Source organism: Pseudomonas crudilactis, assembly GCF_013433315.1.
Lineage (GTDB): Bacteria > Pseudomonadota > Gammaproteobacteria > Pseudomonadales > Pseudomonadaceae > Aquipseudomonas > Aquipseudomonas crudilactis.
Genome location: NZ_WXVV01000032.1, coordinates 16,167 through 35,365 on the forward strand (window position 1 = coordinate 16,167; position 19,199 = coordinate 35,365).

Consider the following 19,199-nt stretch of genomic DNA (forward strand, 5'->3'; position numbering starts at 1 on the left):
CGCTATGAACTCCAGTCGACCTTATCTGGTCCGCGCGCTCTACGAGTGGATTGTTGATAACGATTGCACCCCGCACATGCTGGTCAATTCCGAATACCCGGCGGTGCAGGTACCGCAGGGTTTCGCCAGTGACGGGCAGATCGTCCTGAACATCTCCCCCAGTGCCGTGCGTCATCTGCACATGGACAACGACGTGGTGACCTTCGAAGGTCGCTTTGGTGGCGTCCCGCACAGCCTGTACGTGCCGATCAGCGCGATCCTGGGTATTTACGCCCGGGAGAACGGTCAGGGCATGGTGTTCGATATCGAGTCACCAATGGATGACGAAGATGACATTGAGCCGGATGACGACCTGCCGCCACCAGATAGCGAGCCACCGCGCCCTAGCGGCCGGCCAAGCCTGAAAGTGGTGAAGTAATAAAAAAGGCGATCCAGATGGATCGCCTTTTTTGTGCGCGCGTTTCGGCTGTCAGTCGATGTATTCGAACAGCTTCACGATTTTCTGTACGCCAGAAACGCCCTGTACCAGGTTGGTTGCCTGAGTGGCTTCCTGTTTGGTCAGCAGGCCCAGCAGGTAGACGATGCCGTTCTCGGTCACTACCTTGATGCGCGAGCCAGGGATGCTGGCGTCGGTGAGCATCTGGGTCTTGATCTTGGACGTCAACCAGGTGTCGTTCTGGCGTGCCAGGAAGCCGGACGGCGGTATCACTTGCAGTTCGTTATGAACGGTTTTAACCCGCTGGACGGCGGCTGCCGCTTGCTCGGCCTTGGCTTTCAAATCTGCGCGAGGCGTTTGACCGGCCAGTAAAACCACGCCGTTGAAACTGGTGACGACGATGTGCGAATCGTTGTCCAGGGCCGGGTCGGCTTTGGCCACGTTTACACCCACTTTGGTTTCGATCAACGAGTCGTCGATCTTGCTGCCGAAGGTGCGGGTACCGCGGTCGTCATCGATCGGCGCTTCACGGCTGGCATTCACCACCGAGGTGCAGCCGCTGATGCCGAGGCACAGGGTCAAGGCCAGAAGGCCAAGGCGATTAGGGGTCATTCTTCACTCCCGAACAGTTGGCTGTCGATCAGATCGCAGAGGCAATGGATCGCCAGCAAGTGGACTTCTTGAATACGTGCAGTGACATTGGCCGGTACGCGAATCTCGACGTCCTCGGGCAACAGCAGCGAAGCCATGCCGCCGCCATCGCGTCCGGTCAAAGCTACGACAATCATTTCGCGATCATGTGCGGCCTGGATCGCTTGAATAATGTTCGCCGAGTTACCGCTGGTCGAAATCGCAAGCAAGACGTCGCCCGGCTGGCCGAGCGCGCGGATCTGTTTGGAGAACACTTCGTTGTAGCTGTAGTCGTTGGCGATCGAGGTGATCGTCGAGGTGTCGGTGGTCAGGGCGATAGCCGGCAGGCTCGGACGCTCGCGCTCGAAGCGGTTGAGCAGCTCCGAAGAGAAGTGCTGGGCATCGCCGGCCGAGCCGCCATTGCCGCACGAAAGCATTTTGCCTTCGTTGAGCAGGGCGTTGACCATGATCTGGCTGGCTTGCTCGATGTGCGGTGCAAGTACGTCCATCGCCTGTTGCTTGGTGTCGATACTGGCCTGGAAAAGCTGGCGAATTCGGGATTGCATGTCCATCTGTGTGACCTTAAGTAGCGCGGCTGTCCGGCACATGAATGTGCAGCCCGCAAAGCAAAGAGCAAAATTTGTCGGTGGGATTGTCCGGGTCGCAACGCCGCCGATCAACTGTCGAAAGCATTCTGCAACCAGTTCAACTGATCCGGATGGCTGTCGATGGCCACCACGTCGAAGCGGCAAGGGGAATTGGCCCAACGCGACTCGCGCTGAAGAAAATACTGCGCAGCGAAAATCAGTTTCTGCTGCTTGCGCCCATCGATGCTAGCGAGCGCGCCACCCCATTGAGTGTTTTTTCTGTAACGAACTTCAACGAATACTACTGTATCGCCATCAAGCATGACCAGATCAAGCTCGCCGCGTTTACAAAACCAGTTCTGCGCCAGCAGGCGCAGACCTTGTTGTTGCAGATGCTCGAGCGCTTGGCGCTCGGCATCCTTGCCGCTTTGCGAGCGTGACCTGTCGGGCATTAGCGCGGGGTGTCCGGCAGGCGCTGAACCTGGCCGCTGACGAACTGCGCCCAAGGCAACTGGCGCACAACGCGTTGGGTCTGGGTCATGCCGAGGCTGCCCGACTCACCGTCGATACGGCTGTCCGGCAGGGCCTTGAGTTGACCCAGGCGCGGTGCCAGGCGGTAGGCATCCACACCCATCGCGTACAGGCGACCGAGGCTGCCGGCGGCTTGCGGCCACTGCGCAACCACTTGCTGACGCAGTGGATCGCTGTTGTCCAGCAACCATGGGGTTTCGCAGAAGCGGATGCCGTTCATGTCGTTGTACTGGTTGACGTCGCCGCTGGCGCTGTAAACGTGCGAAGTCGCGTAAACCGGAACATCACCGGCGTACTGGAAGTTCAGGGTCGGCTTGATCTGCTGCGCCTGTTGCGGTGTGGCAGCGAGGAAGATGAACTCGATGTCCTGACGACGCGACGGCTGCGCAGCTACGTTGGTACCGGCAGCATTCTGCAGGCTCTTGGCGCGGGCTTCGCTCTGACGCAGCTGGAACATGTCGGCAATCTGCTGGGCCAGTTGCACCGGCTGATCAACGCGTTCGGTCGCTACGATGCTGCCGCCGTTAGCCTGCCAGTCCTGGCTGAACGCGCGCAGGACGCGGTCGCCCCATTCGCCTTTCGGCACCATGATCGCGGCGCGGTGCAGGCCATCGGCACGGGCACGACGCGAGACTTCGCGAGCTTCGTCTTCAGCGGCCAGACCGAACTGGAACAGTTGCGCCGGACCTTGATCGCCTTCGCTGTAATTCAGCGCGAGGGTGGTGATCGGCAGTTGCGGGCGGGTACTCAGTTGCTTGACCAGTGGTTTTTCCAGCGGGCCGACAACCAGTTGCACGCCGTCAGCCTGAGCCTTGCGGTAGAACTCGTCCATCGAGGTCAGTTTCGAGCTGTCATAGAACTCGATCGCTGGCGGCTTCTGCCCGGCTTGTTGGGCCTGGTAGTGCGCAGCCATGAAGCCTTCACGCAGTGCCTTGCCGACGGCGGCCAATTGACCGTCCTGCGGCAGCAGCAGGGCGATTTTGCTCAGCGGCTGGCTGGCCAGCTCCTTGAGTTTGGTCAGCGGTAGTGGCAGGTTGATTGCGGCCGGGTGCTTTGGATTCTGTGCGCGCCAGGTGTCGATCGCGGCTTGCTGCTGTTCCAGGGTGCCGGCGGATTTCACTGCCAGTGCCAGACCCATCCAGCCGCCGAGGTCGTCGGTGGTGTTGGGTTGCAGTTGATCAGTTGGCAGCGAGCCGATCAGGGTCCAGATCGCTTCGTGGTTCTTGCTCGCGGCTTCGCCTTGCAGCATCGGTGCGATGAACACGCGCTCGCGGGCGGCAGCCAAAGTCTGGCCATCGGCTTCAAGGGCGCGGGCATGCACGGTGCCGGTGCGTACTTGCTGCTCTTCAGGCATCTCGCCCAGGTGTTGCAGGCTTGGATGGCTCAGGGCAGTCAGCGCAGCTTTCGGCTGATTGCGGGTCATGGCCAGTTCGGCATTCAGCGTGCTGGCAAAAATCTGCTGGCCGGGCTTGAGTTGCTCCATCGGCACTTGTTGCAGGATCTGCGCGGACTGACCGGCGTTGCCTTGGCGATAAGCCAGGTCTGCAGCACTCAGGCGCAACAGGGCGGCTTTTTCCGGGGTTTTCGCCTGGGTAGCCTGTTCGAGCAGTTGCTCGATGCTGGCATCCGGAGTCCGTGGAAGTTCGCCAAGGCTGGAGGAAGGGGAGCTGGCGCAAGCCGCCAACAAGGCAGCGAGGCAGAGGGCAGTGAACAGCCGCAGGCAAGCGATCATGTAAGTGTTCCTGATACTCGATCAAATTAGCGTCGAATTGTACCCAAGCACTGGCCGGGGCGCGATGTTACTGGCGTGAATCGGACGATTTAGCTGGAGTAAATGTTGCGGCGGCGCACAACTGCGCGCAAAACCAGGGTAGGTCGAGGCGCGTCGCAAGCCTCGTGTCGCGCTACAATGGCCGCTTTTACCGATCACGAGGTGTGCGCTTTGACTGCTCCAGGTTCCCTGAATTCCGCTGCTGGCTCGCTTTATGTGGTGGCGACGCCCATCGGCAACCTGGACGACATCAGCGCCCGGGCATTGAAGATCCTCCGTGAGGTCGCCTTGATCGCTGCCGAAGACACCCGTCACTCGGCGCGCCTGATGCAGCACTTCGGGATCGGCACGCCACTGGCCGCATGTCACGAACACAACGAAAGAGATGAAGGTAGCCGCTTTATTACCCGCTTGCTTGCAGGCGATAACGTGGCGCTGATTTCCGATGCCGGTACGCCGCTGATTTCCGATCCGGGTTATCACCTGGTGCGTCAGGCCCGTGCAGCCGGGATCAATGTAGTGCCGGTGCCGGGTGCTTGTGCGTTGATTGCGGCACTGTCGGCGGCGGGGTTGCCGTCAGACCGTTTCATCTTTGAAGGCTTTCTGCCGGCCAAGTCGGTCGGTCGCAAGGCGCGACTGGAAGCCGTTAAAGAAGAGCCGCGTACGCTGATCTTTTACGAAGCGCCGCACCGCATTCTTGAATGTCTGCAGGATATGGAAACGGTATTTGGCGGTGAGCGTCAGGCATTGCTCGCCCGTGAAATCACCAAGACGTTTGAAACCCTCAAGGGCTTGCCGCTGGCCGAGCTGCGCGCGTTTGTCGAATCCGACACTAATCAGCAGCGCGGTGAATGCGTGGTGTTGGTGGCTGGCTGGACCGCGCCGGAGTCTGAAGATGCAGTCAGCAGCGAGGCGATGCGCATCCTTGATCTGCTGCTCGAAGAAATGCCGCTCAAGCGCGCCGCCGCGTTGGCCGCGCAGATAACCGGCGAACGTAAAAACGTGCTGTATCAGGTCGCGCTGGATAAGCAGAAAGGCGTGTAAGCCGTCGCCCATAGCGGTCTTGAGGCTTTTAGCGCTTGTTCTTCAGGCGCACTGCCGTTAACCTTCGCGGCGGAGAGTCGATCGGACAGTCGCTGCCCTCTATGAAAATTAGGGGGGGGAGGAAAGTCCGGGCTCCATAGGGCGAAGTGCCAGGTAATGCCTGGGAGGCGTGAGCCTACGGAAAGTGCCACAGAAAATAACCGCCTAAGCGCTTCGGCGCCGGTAAGGGTGAAAAGGTGCGGTAAGAGCGCACCGCACGTCTGGCAACAGTTCGTGGCTAGGTAAACCCCACTTGGAGCAAGACCAAATAGGGTCCCAAGGCGTGGCCCGCGCTGGGACCGGGTAGGTTGCTAAAGATGTCCAGTGATGGCCATCGTAGACGAATGACTGTTCAAGACAGAACCCGGCTTACAGATCGACTCTCCACCTTTTTCTTTCCCTGCTTGAATCAATGGCAACAGGGCTGTGTAATATCAGCAGGCCTGCTCTGAAAGTTCGGCAGCGGCAAACGCAGTAATAGCCATTTCCCACCTTGCTTCAATCAACAGCAGAAGCGCTTTTGTAATACCGAAAAAATCTTACTCTTAACAAATTACTTTAACTTCCGAGCGCAGCTATCAGTGCTGCATCAAGTTATGGGTCGAAAGTCCGCGCCAGATTGTCGTTACACCTCCTTTTAAGCTCCTAAATCTCCGTTCTGTAAGGGTTTTCCTTTAATCCGCGCCTTGACGGTGTGGTGGGCGCATTCCTATAGTGTGCGCAAGTGGCGGAAAGTGGCATGAAGTGGGTTTTTTGAGCTCAAAACGATAAAAATTGGAGAAACGCAGACGTGTTTCGCGGAGCTAACGCTATCAGTCTCGACGCAAAGGGCCGTCTCGCCATGCCGAGCCGGTACCGTGACGAGCTCGATTCGCGCAGTTCCGGCCAATTGATCGTGACCATTGATGCCGTTGATCCATGTCTGTGTGTCTATCCGCTCGACGAGTGGGAAATTATTGAAACCAAGTTGCGCGCGCTTCCTTCGCTTCGCGAAGAGAACCGTCGCCTGCAACGTTTGCTGATTGGTAATGCCGTCGACCTCGAGCTCGATGGCAGTGGTCGTTTTCTGGTTCCACCGCGTCTGCGCGAATACGCCAAGCTCGATAAGCGCGCAATGCTGGTAGGCCAACTGAACAAGTTCCAATTGTGGGACGAGGATGCATGGAACGCGGTATCTGCCGCCGACCTTGCTGCCATTCAACAACCGGGCGCGATGCCTGATGAACTGCGTGATTTGATCCTGTGACTATTGATAGCGGCTTTAACCACATCACCGTACTGCTTGACGAAGCCGTCGAGGCTCTCGCCGTACGTCCTGATGGCTGCTATCTGGACGGCACGTTCGGTCGCGGCGGACACAGCCGGTTGATCCTCAGCCAGCTCGGTACGGACGGTCGGCTCATCGGATTCGACAAAGATCCACAAGCGATTGCCACCGGGCAAACGCTAGCGGCCGAAGACGGCCGCTTTGTCGTTGTGCAGCGCAGCTTTGCCGAGCTCGGTTCAGTGGTGGCCGAACAAGGTCTGAGCGGCAAGGTCAGCGGCATTCTGCTCGACCTCGGCGTGTCTTCGCCGCAGCTCGATGACGCCGAGCGCGGCTTCAGTTTCCTCAATGACGGCCCGCTGGACATGCGCATGGACCCGTCCCGCGGCATCAGCGCTGCCGAGTTCGTCAACACCGCGCCGGCTGAGGAAATCGCCCGGGTGTTCAAGGAATACGGCGAAGAACGTTTCTCCGGTCGTATGGCTCGCGCCGTCGCCGAGCGTCGCGATATCAAGCCGTTCGAGCGCACCGCCGATCTGGCTGAAGTGTTGAAAGTCGCCAACCCGGCATGGGAAAAGGGCAAGAACCCGGCCACCCGTGCATTCCAGGGTTTGCGCATCCACGTCAACAACGAACTGGGTGATCTGGAAGCCGGCCTTGAAGCCGCTCTGGATGCTCTGGAAATCGGCGGCCGACTGGTCGTAATCAGCTTCCACTCGCTGGAAGACCGTATCGTCAAGTTGTTCATGCGCAAACTGGTGAAAGGCGAAGCTGACAACCTGCCGCGTAACCTGCCCGTGCGCCACGTGGCGTTCGAACCGAAAATCAAAGTCCATGGCAAAGCGCAGACGGCCTCCGACGCCGAACTCAAAGCCAACCCACGTTCCCGTAGCGCCGTCATGCGCGTCGCGGAGAAGTTGCGGTGAGCAAGCTTTTCGCCAAGCCACTGCCCGGCGGCAGCTTTCTGATGCTGCTGCTGTTCATCGGCGTGCTCGTCTCGGCCATTGCCGTGTCGTACAGCGCGCACTGGAACCGACAGTTGCTCAACACCCTTTACAACGAACTCAGCGTGCGCGACAAGGCGCAGGCCGAGTGGGGCCGTCTGATTCTTGAGCAAAGCACCTGGACCGCGCACAGCCGGATCGAGGTGCTGGCCACCGAACAACTGAAAATGCACATTCCGGGCGCGGCTGACGTGAAGATGGTGGCGCCATGATGAAACTCGAAGGCGCACTGTTCCCATGGCGCTTCCGCCTGATGGTGGCGCTGCTTGGCATCATGGTCGCGGCGATCTGCTGGCGCATCATCGACCTGCAAGTGGTCGACCGTGACTTCCTCAAAGGTCAGGGCGATGCGCGCAGCCTGCGTCACATTCCGATTCCGGCTCACCGTGGTCTGATCACCGACCGTAACGGCGAGCCTTTGGCCGTGAGTACGCCGGTGACCACGCTGTGGGCCAACGCCAAGGAAATGCAGACGGCGAAAGAGAAGTGGCCGGCACTCGCTGCCGCGCTGGGTCAGGACCCTAAAGCCCTGACCGAACGCCTTGAGGCCCAGGCCAACAAAGAATTCATTTATCTGGTGCGCGGGCTGACCCCCGAGCAGGGCCAGTCAGTGCTCGACCTGAAAGTGCCGGGCGTCTATGGCATCGAAGAATTCCGCCGGTTCTATCCGGCCGGTGAAGTCACTGCGCACATGGTCGGTTTTACCGACATCGATGACCACGGTCGTGAAGGTGTCGAACTGGCTTATGACGAATGGCTGGCCGGGGTGCCGGGTAAACGACAGGTCATCAAGGATCGGCGCGGTCGGCTGATCAAGGATGTCCAAGTCACCAAAAACGCCAAGGCCGGCAAGCCCTTGGCGTTGTCCATTGACCTGCGTCTGCAATATCTGGCCAACCGCGAGCTGCGTAACGCGATCATCGAGAACGGCGCCAAGGCCGGCAGCCTGGTGATCATGGACGTCAAGACTGGCGAGATTCTGGCCATGGTCAATCAGCCGACCTACAACCCGAACAACCGTCGCAACCTGCAACCGGCGATGATGCGTAACCGCGCGATGATCGACGTGTTCGAACCGGGTTCGACCATGAAAGCCATCTCGATGAGCGCCGCGATCGAAACCGGCCGCTGGAAACCGAGCGACACCGTCGAGGTGTATCCGGGTTCCCTGCAGATCGGCAAGTACACGATCAAGGACGTTTCCAGGACCGAAGGCCCGGTGCTCGATCTGACTGGCATTCTGATCAATTCCAGTAACGTGGGGATGAGTAAGGTCGCGTTCGACATCGGCGGCGAAACCATTTTCCGCCTCGCGCAGAAAGTCGGTCTTGGCCAGGACACCGGCCTCGGCTTCCCGGGCGAGCGTGTCGGCAACCTGCCGAACTATCGCGAGTGGCGCAAGGCTGAAACTGCGACGCTGTCTTACGGCTACGGTATTTCCGTGACCGCGATTCAGCTGGTTCACGCGTTCTCGGCGTTGGCCAACAACGGTCGCCTCGCACCGCTGACCCTGATCAAAACCGACAAGCCGCCGCAGACCACGCAAGTGCTGCCGGAAGCCGTGGCGAAAACCATGCAAGGCATGCTCACCCAGGTGATCGAAGCGCCGCGCGGCGTGTTCCGTGCGCAGGTGCCGGCGTATCACGTGGCGGGCAAGTCGGGTACCGCACGCAAAACCTCGGTGGGCACCAAGGGCTACGCCGAAAACTCTTATCGCTCGCTGTTCGCCGGTTTCGGCCCGATGAGCGATCCGCGTTACGCGATTGTGGTGGTGATCGATGAGCCGTCCAAGGCCGGTTACTTCGGTGGTCTGGTTTCCGCGCCGGTGTTCAGCCGTGTGATGTCCGGCACCCTGCGCCTGATGAACGTTACGCCGGACAACCTGCCGACGACGCAACAAGCCAACGCTACCCCGGTCGTTCCGCTGAAAGCCAATGGAGGGCGCGGCTGATGTCATTAAGTCTGAACAAGATATTCCCCCACGCCGGCCACGATCTGTTGATCCGTGAATTGGCGCTGGACAGCCGCAACGTACGCGCAGGCGATCTGTTCCTCGCCGTGCCTGGCGGCAAATTCGATGGCCGTGCGCACATCGCCGATGCCCTGCAACGCGGCGCGGCGGCTGTAGCGTATGAAGTCGAAGGCGCCACCGTGCTGCCGATCACTGACGTGCCGCTGATTCCGGTCAAAGGCCTGGCAGCGCAGCTGTCGGACATCGCCGGGCGTTTCTACGGTGAGCCGAGCCATCATCTGAACCTGATCGGCGTGACCGGCACCAACGGCAAGACCAGCGTGACCCAATTGGTTGCGCAGGCACTCGATCTGCTCGGTCAGCATTGCGGCATCGTCGGGACCCTGGGTTCCGGTTTCTATGGCGCACTGGAAAGCGGTCTGCACACCACGCCGAATCCGATCGCCGTACAAGCAACCCTGGGCGACCTGAAAAAGGCCGGCGCCAAAGCCGTGGCCATGGAAGTCTCGTCCCACGGTCTGGATCAGGGCCGCGTCACCGCGCTGGCGTTCGACGTCGCGGTGATGACCAACCTGTCCCGCGATCATCTGGATTATCACGGCACCATGCAGGCGTACGCCGAGGCCAAGGCCAAGCTGTTCGCCTGGAATGATCTGAAGTGCCGCGTGGTCAACCTCGACGACGATTTCGGCCGGCAACTGGCCGCTGAAAAACGTGAGTCGCGGCTGATCACCTACAGCCTGCTCGACAGCAGTGCCTATCTGTTCTGCCGCGAAGCGCAGTTCGACGACCATGGCGTGCGCGCCACGCTGGTCACGCCGCAGGGCGAACATCATCTGCGCAGCACGCTGCTCGGTCGCTTCAACCTGAGCAACGTACTGGCAGCCGTCGGCGCCTTGCTCGGTCTGGATTACGCGCTCGACGAAATTCTCAAAGTACTGCCGAAACTCGAAGGCCCGGCCGGACGCATGCAGCGTCTGGGTGGTGGCACGCAACCGTTGGTGGTCGTCGATTACGCCCACACCCCGGATGCGCTGGAAAAAGTCCTGACCGCGCTGCGCCCGCACGTCAAAGGTCAACTGCTGTGCCTGTTCGGCTGCGGCGGTGACCGTGATCGCGGCAAGCGTCCGTTGATGGCGGAAGTGGTCGAGCGTCTGGCCGATCAGGTACTGGTCACCGACGACAACCCGCGCACCGAAGATCCAGCGGTGATTTTCGACGACATCCGCGCCGGTTTCACGGCTGTGGATAAAGTCACTTTCGTCGCCGGCCGTGGCCAGGCGATTGCGCAGCTGATCGCCGGTGCTTCGGCGGATGACGTGATTGTCCTGGCCGGTAAAGGTCACGAGGACTATCAGGAAATCAACGGTGAGCGCCACGCTTTCTCCGATCTGGTCGAGGCTGATCATGCCCTGACCGCTTGGGAGGTGGCCCATGCTTAAGGCCCTGAAACTCAGCGAACTGACCAACGCGCTCGACGCACGTTTGATTGCCGCCGATGCCCGTTTCGACGGCGTCAGCATCGACAGCCGTGCGATCCAGCCGGGTCAACTGTTTATAGCTTTGACCGGCCCGCGTTTCGACGGTCATGACTACTTGAACGATGTCGCCGCCAAAGGCGCCGTCGCTGCGCTGGTCGAGCGCGAAGTCGCCGATAGCACCTTGCCGCAACTGCTGGTGAAAGATACCCGTCAGGCCCTCGGCCAATTGGGCGCGCTGAACCGTGCTGCATTCACTCAGCCAGTCGCAGCGATCACCGGTTCCAGCGGCAAGACCACGGTCAAGGAAATGCTCGCGAGCATCCTGCGTACGCGCGGACCGGTGCTGGCGACCCGTGGCAATCTGAACAACGACCTCGGCGCGCCGCTGACCCTGCTCGAACTGGCCCCGGAACACACTTCGGCGGTGATCGAACTGGGCGCCTCGCGCCTCGGCGAAATCGCTTACACCGTTGGCCTGACCAAGCCACACGTAGCGATCCTGAACAATGCCGGCACCGCGCACGTTGGTGAGTTTGGCGGTCCGGAAAAAATCGTCGAAGCCAAAGGCGAAATCATCGACGGCCTCGCGGCTGACGGCATCGCCGTGCTCAACCTCGATGACAAGGCCTTCGGTATCTGGAAGACCCGTGCCGGCGCTCGCAAAGTACTGACGTTCGCCCTGAGCAACACTCAAGCGGATTTCCATGCCAGCGATCTGACCACCGATGCGCGTGGTTGCCCGGCTTTCAATCTGCACACACCTGAAGGTGTCGAGCGCGTTCAACTGAACCTGCTCGGCACGCATAACGTCGCCAACTCCATGGCTGCCGCCGCTGCCGCACACGCCTTGGGCGTGTCGCTGTTCGGCATCGCCACCGGGCTTGGCGCCGTGCAACCGGTCAAGGGGCGCACCGTCGCGCAACTGGCGAAAAACGGCATGCGCGTGATCGATGACACTTACAACGCAAACCCCACCTCAATGTGCGCGGCCGTTGATATACTCGCCGGCTTTTCCGGCCGCACCGTCCTGGTGCTCGGAGATATCGGCGAGTTGGGCGATTGGGCGGAGCAGGGGCACCGCGACGTGGGCGAGTACGCCCGGGGCAAGGTTTCCGCGCTTTATGCCGTTGGGCCAAACATGGTTCACGCCGTAAACGCTTTCGGTGAACAGGCGCATCACTTCGGCAGCCAAGCCGAACTGATTCAGGCCCTCGACGCCGAGCAGGACACAAACACCACCATTTTGATCAAGGGTTCGCGCAGTGCAGCGATGGAAAACATCGTTGCGGCTCTGTGCGGGTCCAGTCTGGAGAAACATTAATGCTGCTGCTGCTAGCGGAGTATCTGCAACAGTTCTACAAAGGCTTCGCGGTCTTTCAGTACCTGACCCTGCGCGGGATCCTCGGTGTGCTGACCGCGCTGGTTTTGTCGCTGTGCTATGGCCCGTGGATGATCCGCACTTTGCAGAACCGTCAGATCGGTCAATCCGTGCGTAACGACGGCCCGCAATCGCACCTGTCCAAGTCGGGTACACCGACCATGGGCGGCGCGCTGATTCTGTCTTCGATTGGTGTCAGTACTTTGCTTTGGGCTGACCTGAGCAACCGCTACGTCTGGACTGTTCTGTTGGTGACTCTGTTGTTCGGCGCCATCGGCTGGGTCGACGATTACCGCAAAGTCATCGAGAAGAACTCCCGTGGCTTGCCGAGCCGCTGGAAGTATTTCTGGCAGTCGGTGTTCGGCCTCGGCGCGGCGATCTTCCTTTATATGACCGCTTCCACCCCGGTGGAAACCACGCTGATCCTGCCGATGCTCAAGGACTACAGCATTCCGCTGGGCCTCGGTTTCATCGTGCTGACCTACTTCGTGATCGTCGGTTCAAGCAACGCGGTCAACCTGACTGACGGCCTCGATGGCCTGGCAATCATGCCGACCGTGATGGTCGGCGGTGGCCTCGGCATCTTCTGCTACCTGTCGGGTAACGTGAAATTTGCTGAATACCTGCTGATTCCTTATGTGCCGGGTGCGGGTGAGTTGATCGTGTTCTGCGGCGCGCTGATCGGTGCCGGTCTGGGCTTCCTCTGGTTCAACACCTATCCGGCGCAAGTGTTCATGGGCGACGTCGGTGCGCTGGCACTTGGCGCGGCACTGGGCACCATCGCCGTGATCGTCCGTCAGGAAATCGTCCTGTTCATCATGGGCGGCGTGTTCGTGATGGAAACCCTGTCAGTCGTCATTCAGGTTGCGTCCTTTAAGCTGACCGGTCGCCGTGTGTTCCGCATGGCACCGATACACCACCATTTTGAACTCAAGGGCTGGCCCGAGCCGCGCGTGATCGTCCGTTTCTGGATCATCACCGTGATTCTCGTGCTTGTCGGCCTTGCCACCCTGAAGCTGAGGTAGAACGAGTGTCTCTGATCGCTTCTGACCACTTCCGCATCGTTGTCGGCCTCGGCAAGAGCGGCATGTCCCTGGTTCGCTTCCTGGCGAACCGGGGCACGTCGTTTGCCGTGGCGGACACGCGGGAAAATCCACCGGAACTGGCCACGCTCAAGCGTGACTATCCGCACGTGGAAGTGCGTTGTGGCGAGCTGGACGTCGAATTCCTCTGCCGTGCCGACGAGCTCTACGTGAGCCCCGGCCTGGCGCTGGCGACCCCGGCCCTGCAAGCCGCTGCGGCCCGTGGCGTGAAACTGTCCGGTGACATCGAGCTGTTCGCGCGTAACGCGCAGGCGCCGATCGTGGCCATCAGCGGTTCCAACGCGAAAAGCACCGTCACCACCCTGGTCGGCGAGATGGCGGCTGCGGCCGGCAAGCGCGTCGCCGTCGGCGGCAACCTCGGTACCCCGGCGCTGGACCTGCTCAGCGACGACGTCGAGCTGTACGTGATGGAACTGTCGAGCTTCCAGCTGGAAACCACCGACCAGCTCAACGCCGAAGTGGCCACCGTGCTGAACATCAGCGAAGACCATATGGATCGCTACAGCGGTCTGCCGGCGTACCACCTGGCCAAGCACCGGATCTTCCGGGGTGCGAAGCAGTTCGTGGTCAACCGTCAGGATGCGCTGAGCCGTCCGCTGATGGGCGAGGGCCAGCCGTGCTGGACCTTCGGCCTGACCAAACCGGATTTCAAGGCCTTCGGTATTCGTGAAGAAGACGGCGAGAAATACCTCGCTTTCGAATTCCAGAACCTGCTGCCGGTACGTGAGCTGAAGATTCGCGGCGCGCACAACCAGTCCAACGCCCTCGCGGCGCTGGCGCTCGGTCATGCCGTGGGCCTGCCGTTCGACGCCATGCTCTCGGCGCTGCGTACATTTGCCGGCCTCGAACATCGCTGCCAGTGGGTACGCGATCTCGACGGCGTGGCGTACTACAACGATTCCAAAGCCACCAACGTCGGCGCCGCTCTGGCCGCCATCGAAGGCTTGGGCGCGGATATCGACGGCAAGGTCATCCTGATCGCCGGTGGCGATGGCAAGGGTGCCGAATTCAACGATCTGCGTGATCCGGTGGCGGTCAACTGCCGCGCCGTGATCCTGATGGGCCGCGACTCCGACAAGATCGGCGCAGCCATTGGCGATGCGGTTCCGCTGATTCGCGCGACCTCACTGGTCGACGCTGTTGCGCAATGCCGCGCCGCTGCCCAACCGGGTGATGTGGTGCTGCTGTCGCCGGCCTGCGCCAGTTTCGACATGTTCAAGAATTACGAAGACCGTGGTCACCAGTTCGTCCGCGCTGTGGAGGAATTGGCATGAGCCTGCGCAATATCATCAAACCGTATCCGTCGCCGATCATCACCGGGCGCGGCATTGACCTCGACTTCCCGATGCTCGCCGGTTGCCTGGCTTTGCTCGGTCTCGGTTTGATCATGATCGCCTCGGCGTCCACTGAGGTGGCAGCCGCGCAGTCGGGCAGTCCGCTGTACTACATGATTCGCCACCTTATTTATGTGGTGCTGGGCCTGGGCGCGTGCATCGTCACCATGATGATTCCGATCGCCACCTGGCAACGTCTCGGCTGGCTGATGCTGATCGGTGCGTTCGGCTTGCTGGTGATGGTGATCATTCCCGGCATCGGTCGCGAAGTGAACGGTTCGATGCGCTGGATCGGGTTCAGCTTCTTCAACGTGCAGCCGTCGGAAATCGCCAAGGTGTTCGTGGTGATCTACCTCGCCGGTTATCTGGTGCGGCGTCAGAAGGAAGTGCGCGAGAGCTGGATGGGCTTCTTCAAGCCGTTCATCGTGCTGCTGCCGATGGCCGGCCTGTTGCTGATGGAGCCGGACTTCGGTGCCACCGTGGTGATGATGGGCGCTGCGGCGGCCATGCTATTCCTCGGCGGGGTCGGGCTGTTCCGCTTCTCGCTGATGGTGGTGTTGGCGGTCGGGGCCGTGGTCTTGCTGATTCAAATGCAGCCTTACCGCATGGCGCGTCTGACCAACTTTGCTGACCCATGGGCTGACCAGTTCGGTGCCGGTTACCAGTTGTCGCAAGCCTTGATCGCCTTTGGTCGCGGTGAGTGGCTGGGCGTAGGCCTGGGCAACAGCGTGCAGAAGCAGTTTTACCTGCCGGAAGCGCACACCGACTTCGTGTTCTCGGTTCTGGCTGAAGAATTGGGCGCCGTTGGTTCGCTGTGCACCGTCGCGCTGTTCGTGTTCGTGTGTATTCGCGGCATGTACATCGGCTTGTGGGCGGAGAAAGCCAAACAGTTCTTCGCCGCTTATGTTGCGTACGGTCTGTCGTTCCTGTGGATTGGTCAGTTCCTGATCAACATCGGTGTGAACGTCGGCCTGCTGCCAACCAAAGGTCTGACCTTGCCGTTCCTCAGTTATGGCGGTAGCTCGTTGGTGATCTGCTGTGCCTGCCTCGGTTTGTTATTGAGGATCGAGTGGGAGAGTCGAACCCACCTGGGCAGTGAAGAGATGGAATTCCATGAAAGCGACTTCGCTGAGGAGCCGAATCATGGGCGCTAACGTATTGATCATGGCCGGCGGCACCGGCGGCCACGTGTTCCCGGCGCTGGCTTGTGCCCGCGAGTTTCAGGCGCGCGGCTACACCGTGCACTGGCTCGGCACGCCACGCGGAATCGAGAACGAACTGGTGCCGGCGGCAGGTCTTGAGCTGCACCGCATCAACGCTACCGGCCTGCGCGGCAAGGGCAAGCTGTCGCTGCTCAAGGCGCCGTTCATGCTGCTGAAGTCGGTGTGGCAGGCGCGGGCGATCATTCGTCGCTTGAAGCCGGTGTGTGTGGTCGGCTTCGGTGGTTATGTGACTGGCCCCGGTGGCCTCGCCGCGAAACTGGCCGGCGTGCCGGTGATCGTTCACGAGCAGAACGCCGTGGCCGGCACCGCCAATCGGTTGCTGGTGCCGTTCGCCGCCCGAGTGTGTGAAGCGTTCCCCGACACCTTTACTCTGTCGGACACCCGCCGTACCACCGGAAACCCGGTGCGCAGCGAGCTGTTCCTCGACACATCGCGACCTGCTCTGGCAGGGCGCAAAGCGCGTTTGCTGATCCTCGGCGGAAGCCTTGGCGCAGAACCGTTGAACAAGTTGCTGCCTGAAGCCCTGGCCCAAGTCGCTGCCGATTTGCGCCCGGAAGTGTTTCATCAGGCCGGCAAAAACCACGATGAAGTCACTGCAGAGCGCTACCGCGCCGCCGGCGTGGAAGCGCAGGTGCAGCCGTTCATCAAAGACATGGCCCAGGCCTATGGCTGGGCTGACCTGGTGGTGTGCCGCGCAGGCGCGTTGACCATCAGTGAGCTGGCTGCCGCCGGTCTGCCCTCGATGCTGGTGCCTTTGCCCCACGCGATCGACGATCACCAGACTCGCAACGCCGATTATTTGGCCCGCGAAGGCGCTGCCTTCCTGATGCCGCAAAGAACGACTGGTGCCGCGGACCTTGCCGCGCGCCTGACAGAGGTCTTGATGCAACCGCAACGACTCGAAGATATGGCCCAAGCGGCCCGCCGTCTGGCGAAACCCGATGCCACCCGTAGCGTGGTCGATACCTGTCTGGAGGTGGCCCATGGTTGAGAATCAGAAAGCCATGCCGCAACCGGAAATGCGCCGCATCCGTCGCATCCACTTCGTCGGCATCGGCGGCGTGGGCATGTGCGGGATTGCCGAAGTGCTGTTGAACCTGGGCTATGAAGTCTCCGGTTCCGACCTGAAAGCTTCGCCGGTGACCGAGCGTCTGGAATCGTTCGGCGCGCACATCTTCATCGGCCACCGTGCCGAGAACGCCGCTGCCGCCGATGTGCTGGTGGTGTCGAGCGCTGTGAATACCTCGAACCCGGAAGTGGCGAACGCGCTTGAGCGTCGTATTCCGGTGGTGCCGCGTGCCGAGATGCTTGCCGAACTGATGCGCTATCGCCACGGCATCGCCGTCGCCGGTACGCACGGCAAAACCACCACCACCAGCCTGATCGCTTCGGTGTTCGCCGCTGGTGGTCTGGACCCGACGTTCGTTATCGGTGGTCGTCTGAATGCAGCGGGCACCAATGCCCAGCTCGGCACCAGCCGTTACCTGATCGCCGAAGCCGATGAAAGCGATGCGAGCTTCCTGCACCTGCAACCGCTGGTGGCCGTGGTCACCAACATCGACGCCGACCACATGGCGACCTACGACGGTGACTTCAACAAGCTGAAGAAAACCTTCGTCGAGTTCCTGCACAACCTGCCGTTCTACGGTTTGGCAGTGATGTGCCTGGACGATCCGGTGGTGCGTGAAATCCTCCCGCTGGTGAAACGTCCGACCGTGACCTACGGCTTCAGCGAAGACGCTGACGTGCGCGCGATCAATATTCGCCAGCAAGGCATGCAGACGTTTTTTACCGTGCTGCGTCCGGATCGCGAGCCGCTGGACGTGTCGGTGAACATGCCCGGCAACCACAACGTCCTCAACTCGCTGGCAACCATTTGCATTGCCACCGACGAAGGCGTCAGCGATGAAGCCATCGTCCAGGGCCTGTCGGGCTTCCAGGGTGTTGGTCGACGCTTTCAGGTTTACGGCGAACTGCCGGTCGACGGCGGCAACGTGATGCTGGTCGATGACTACGGTCACCACCCGACCGAAGTCGCTGCAGTGATCAAAGCCGTGCGCGGTGGCTGGCCGGAGCGCCGTCTGGTGATGGTTTACCAGCCGCACCGCTACAGCCGCACCCGCGACCTGTACGACGACTTCGTCAATGTCCTGGCCGACGCCAATGTGCTGCTGCTGATGGAAGTCTATCCGGCCGGCGAAGAGCCGATCCCGGGCGCCGACAGCCGCAAGCTGTGCAACAGCATCCGCCAGCGTGGTCAGCTCGACCCGATCTACATCGAGCGTGGCGTCGATCTGGCGCCGCTGGTCAAGCCACTGCTGCGCGCGGGCGACATCCTGCTGTGTCAGGGCGCTGGTGATATCGGCGGTCTCGCGCCGAAGCTGTTGAAAAGTGAATTGTTCGCTGGCGCCGTGGCGGCGTCGGTCGAGGGGAAGTTGAAATGACTGCTGCCTACGCCAAGCTGTTTTCCACGATCGCGCCGAAAGACTTCGGCCGTGTCGCCGTGCTCTTCGGCGGCCTGAGTGCCGAGCGTGAGGTGTCGCTGAAATCCGGTAACGCCGTACTTGAAGCGCTGCAAAGTGCTGGCGTGGACGCATTCGGCATCGACGTTGGCGACGACATTCTGCAACGTCTGCTCAGCGAAAAGATCGACCGCGCCTTCATCATTCTTCACGGCCGTGGCGGTGAAGACGGCTCCATGCAGGGCCTGCTCGAAGTGGCGGGTATTCCGTACACCGGCAGCGGCATTCTGGCTTCGGCACTGGCGATGGACAAACTGCGCACCAAGCAGGTCTGGCACAGCCTCGGGATTCCGACGCCGCGTCACGCCGTGCTGTGCAGCGAAGCTGATTGTATTTCGGCAGCGACGGAACTGGGCTTCCCTTTGATCGTCAAACCGGCGCATGAAGGTTCAAGTATCGGGATGGCCAAAGTGAGTTCTGCGTCCGAGTTGATCGACGCATGGAAAGCGGCCAGTACCTACGATTCGCAAGTCTTGGTTGAGCAATGGATTCAAGGTCCTGAGTTCACCATCGCCACCCTGCGTGACCAGGTGTTGCCTCCTATCGCCCTGGGTACACCGCACACGTTCTACGACTACGACGCCAAGTACATCGCCAACGATACCCAGTACCGCATTCCGTGCGGGCTGGATGCCGCCAAGGAAAAGGAACTCATGGATCTCACGGCCAAGGCCAGTGAGGCGCTGGGGATTGCCGGTTGGGGCAGGGCGGACGTGATGCAGGACGCCGACGGGCAGTTCTGGTTCCTGGAAGTGAACACCGCTCCGGGCATGACCGATCACAGTCTGGTACCGATGGCCGCGCGTGCGGCCGGTCTGGATTTCCAACAACTGGTTCTGGCCATTCTGGCCGCCAGTGTTGAAGACGCTCGAGGTTAAGA

At 60.8% G+C, this 19,199-nt stretch carries 18 protein-coding genes and 1 other RNA gene; 15 read left to right on the forward strand and 4 right to left on the reverse strand.

Going from position 1 to position 19,199, the window contains the following annotated elements; translation table 11 throughout:
* Positions 1-4 precede the first annotated feature (4 nt).
* The gene (locus GTU76_RS27075) at positions 5-418 is read left to right on the forward strand and encodes a ClpXP protease specificity-enhancing factor (protein ID WP_016985146.1); all 414 of its coding nucleotides are present in this window, start codon (positions 5-7) and stop codon (positions 416-418) included.
* Positions 419-469: 51 nt separating this feature from the next.
* Here GTU76_RS27075 and GTU76_RS27080 read toward each other — a convergent pair whose 3' ends face one another.
* The 4 genes from GTU76_RS27080 to GTU76_RS27095 all read right to left on the reverse strand — a co-directional run bounded on the left by GTU76_RS27080 (position 470) and on the right by GTU76_RS27095 (position 3,916).
* A complete protein-coding gene (locus GTU76_RS27080) occupies positions 470-1,048 on the reverse strand; it encodes a BON domain-containing protein (protein WP_007917023.1) in 579 nt (192 codons plus the stop codon).
* Positions 1,045-1,638 (reverse strand): phosphoheptose isomerase, encoded by a 594-nt coding sequence (locus tag GTU76_RS27085; protein ID WP_008082788.1) that lies wholly within the window; start codon positions 1,636-1,638, stop codon positions 1,045-1,047. The genes GTU76_RS27080 and GTU76_RS27085 overlap by 4 nt, the downstream gene beginning before the upstream one ends.
* Before the next feature lie 104 nt (positions 1,639-1,742).
* The gene (locus tag GTU76_RS27090) at positions 1,743-2,105 is read right to left on the reverse strand and encodes a YraN family protein (protein WP_034156479.1); all 363 of its coding nucleotides are present in this window, start codon (positions 2,103-2,105) and stop codon (positions 1,743-1,745) included.
* Positions 2,105-3,916 (reverse strand): penicillin-binding protein activator, encoded by a 1,812-nt coding sequence (locus GTU76_RS27095; RefSeq protein ID WP_016985144.1) that lies wholly within the window; start codon positions 3,914-3,916, stop codon positions 2,105-2,107. Before GTU76_RS27095 ends, GTU76_RS27090 begins: the two co-directional genes overlap by 1 nt.
* A gap of 177 nt (positions 3,917-4,093) precedes the next feature.
* Between GTU76_RS27095 and rsmI the strand changes: the two genes are divergently transcribed.
* From rsmI to GTU76_RS27165, 14 genes are all read left to right on the forward strand, one after another.
* Positions 4,094-4,999: a 16S rRNA (cytidine(1402)-2'-O)-methyltransferase gene (gene rsmI, locus GTU76_RS27100; RefSeq protein ID WP_180700002.1), complete on the forward strand. Its 906-nt coding sequence runs from the start codon at positions 4,094-4,096 to the stop codon at positions 4,997-4,999.
* Between the two features lie 73 nt (positions 5,000-5,072).
* Positions 5,073-5,426: RNase P RNA component class A (gene rnpB, locus GTU76_RS27105), an RNA gene on the forward strand.
* Between the two features lie 402 nt (positions 5,427-5,828).
* On the forward strand, positions 5,829-6,284 hold the full coding sequence (gene mraZ, locus GTU76_RS27110; protein ID WP_007917012.1) for a division/cell wall cluster transcriptional repressor MraZ: 456 nt from the start codon (positions 5,829-5,831) through the stop codon (positions 6,282-6,284).
* Positions 6,281-7,228, forward strand: a complete 948-nt coding sequence (rsmH, locus tag GTU76_RS27115) for a 16S rRNA (cytosine(1402)-N(4))-methyltransferase RsmH (protein WP_008082779.1) — start codon at positions 6,281-6,283, stop codon at positions 7,226-7,228. Before mraZ ends, rsmH begins: the two co-directional genes overlap by 4 nt.
* On the forward strand, positions 7,225-7,518 hold the full coding sequence (gene ftsL, locus GTU76_RS27120) for a cell division protein FtsL (RefSeq protein ID WP_007917008.1): 294 nt from the start codon (positions 7,225-7,227) through the stop codon (positions 7,516-7,518). Before rsmH ends, ftsL begins: the two co-directional genes overlap by 4 nt.
* Positions 7,518-9,257 carry a peptidoglycan D,D-transpeptidase FtsI family protein gene (locus tag GTU76_RS27125; RefSeq protein WP_180700024.1) on the forward strand — a complete coding sequence of 580 codons (1,740 nt, stop codon included), beginning with the start codon at positions 7,518-7,520 and terminating at the stop codon, positions 9,255-9,257. The genes ftsL and GTU76_RS27125 overlap by 1 nt, the downstream gene beginning before the upstream one ends.
* Positions 9,257-10,720, forward strand: a complete 1,464-nt coding sequence (locus tag GTU76_RS27130) for a UDP-N-acetylmuramoyl-L-alanyl-D-glutamate--2,6-diaminopimelate ligase (RefSeq protein WP_016987578.1) — start codon at positions 9,257-9,259, stop codon at positions 10,718-10,720. The genes GTU76_RS27125 and GTU76_RS27130 overlap by 1 nt, the downstream gene beginning before the upstream one ends.
* Positions 10,713-12,080, forward strand: a complete 1,368-nt coding sequence (locus GTU76_RS27135; RefSeq protein WP_180700003.1) for a UDP-N-acetylmuramoyl-tripeptide--D-alanyl-D-alanine ligase — start codon at positions 10,713-10,715, stop codon at positions 12,078-12,080. Before GTU76_RS27130 ends, GTU76_RS27135 begins: the two co-directional genes overlap by 8 nt.
* On the forward strand, positions 12,080-13,162 hold the full coding sequence (gene mraY / locus GTU76_RS27140; protein ID WP_008082775.1) for a phospho-N-acetylmuramoyl-pentapeptide-transferase: 1,083 nt from the start codon (positions 12,080-12,082) through the stop codon (positions 13,160-13,162). The genes GTU76_RS27135 and mraY overlap by 1 nt, the downstream gene beginning before the upstream one ends.
* 5 nt (positions 13,163-13,167) lie before the next feature.
* Complete coding sequence (gene murD, locus GTU76_RS27145) at positions 13,168-14,514, forward strand: UDP-N-acetylmuramoyl-L-alanine--D-glutamate ligase (RefSeq protein ID WP_180700004.1); 1,347 nt, start codon at positions 13,168-13,170, stop codon at positions 14,512-14,514.
* Complete coding sequence (gene ftsW, locus GTU76_RS27150) at positions 14,511-15,728, forward strand: putative lipid II flippase FtsW (RefSeq protein WP_007916996.1); 1,218 nt, start codon at positions 14,511-14,513, stop codon at positions 15,726-15,728. Before murD ends, ftsW begins: the two co-directional genes overlap by 4 nt.
* Entirely contained in the window at positions 15,718-16,788 is a 1,071-nt protein-coding gene (gene murG, locus GTU76_RS27155) for an undecaprenyldiphospho-muramoylpentapeptide beta-N-acetylglucosaminyltransferase (protein WP_007916994.1), read from the forward strand. The genes ftsW and murG overlap by 11 nt, the downstream gene beginning before the upstream one ends.
* Positions 16,781-18,241, forward strand: a complete 1,461-nt coding sequence (murC, locus tag GTU76_RS27160; RefSeq protein ID WP_016987574.1) for a UDP-N-acetylmuramate--L-alanine ligase — start codon at positions 16,781-16,783, stop codon at positions 18,239-18,241. The genes murG and murC overlap by 8 nt, the downstream gene beginning before the upstream one ends.
* Positions 18,238-19,197 carry a D-alanine--D-alanine ligase gene (locus GTU76_RS27165; protein ID WP_175553243.1) on the forward strand — a complete coding sequence of 320 codons (960 nt, stop codon included), beginning with the start codon at positions 18,238-18,240 and terminating at the stop codon, positions 19,195-19,197. Before murC ends, GTU76_RS27165 begins: the two co-directional genes overlap by 4 nt.
* Positions 19,198-19,199: the final 2 nt, after the last annotated feature.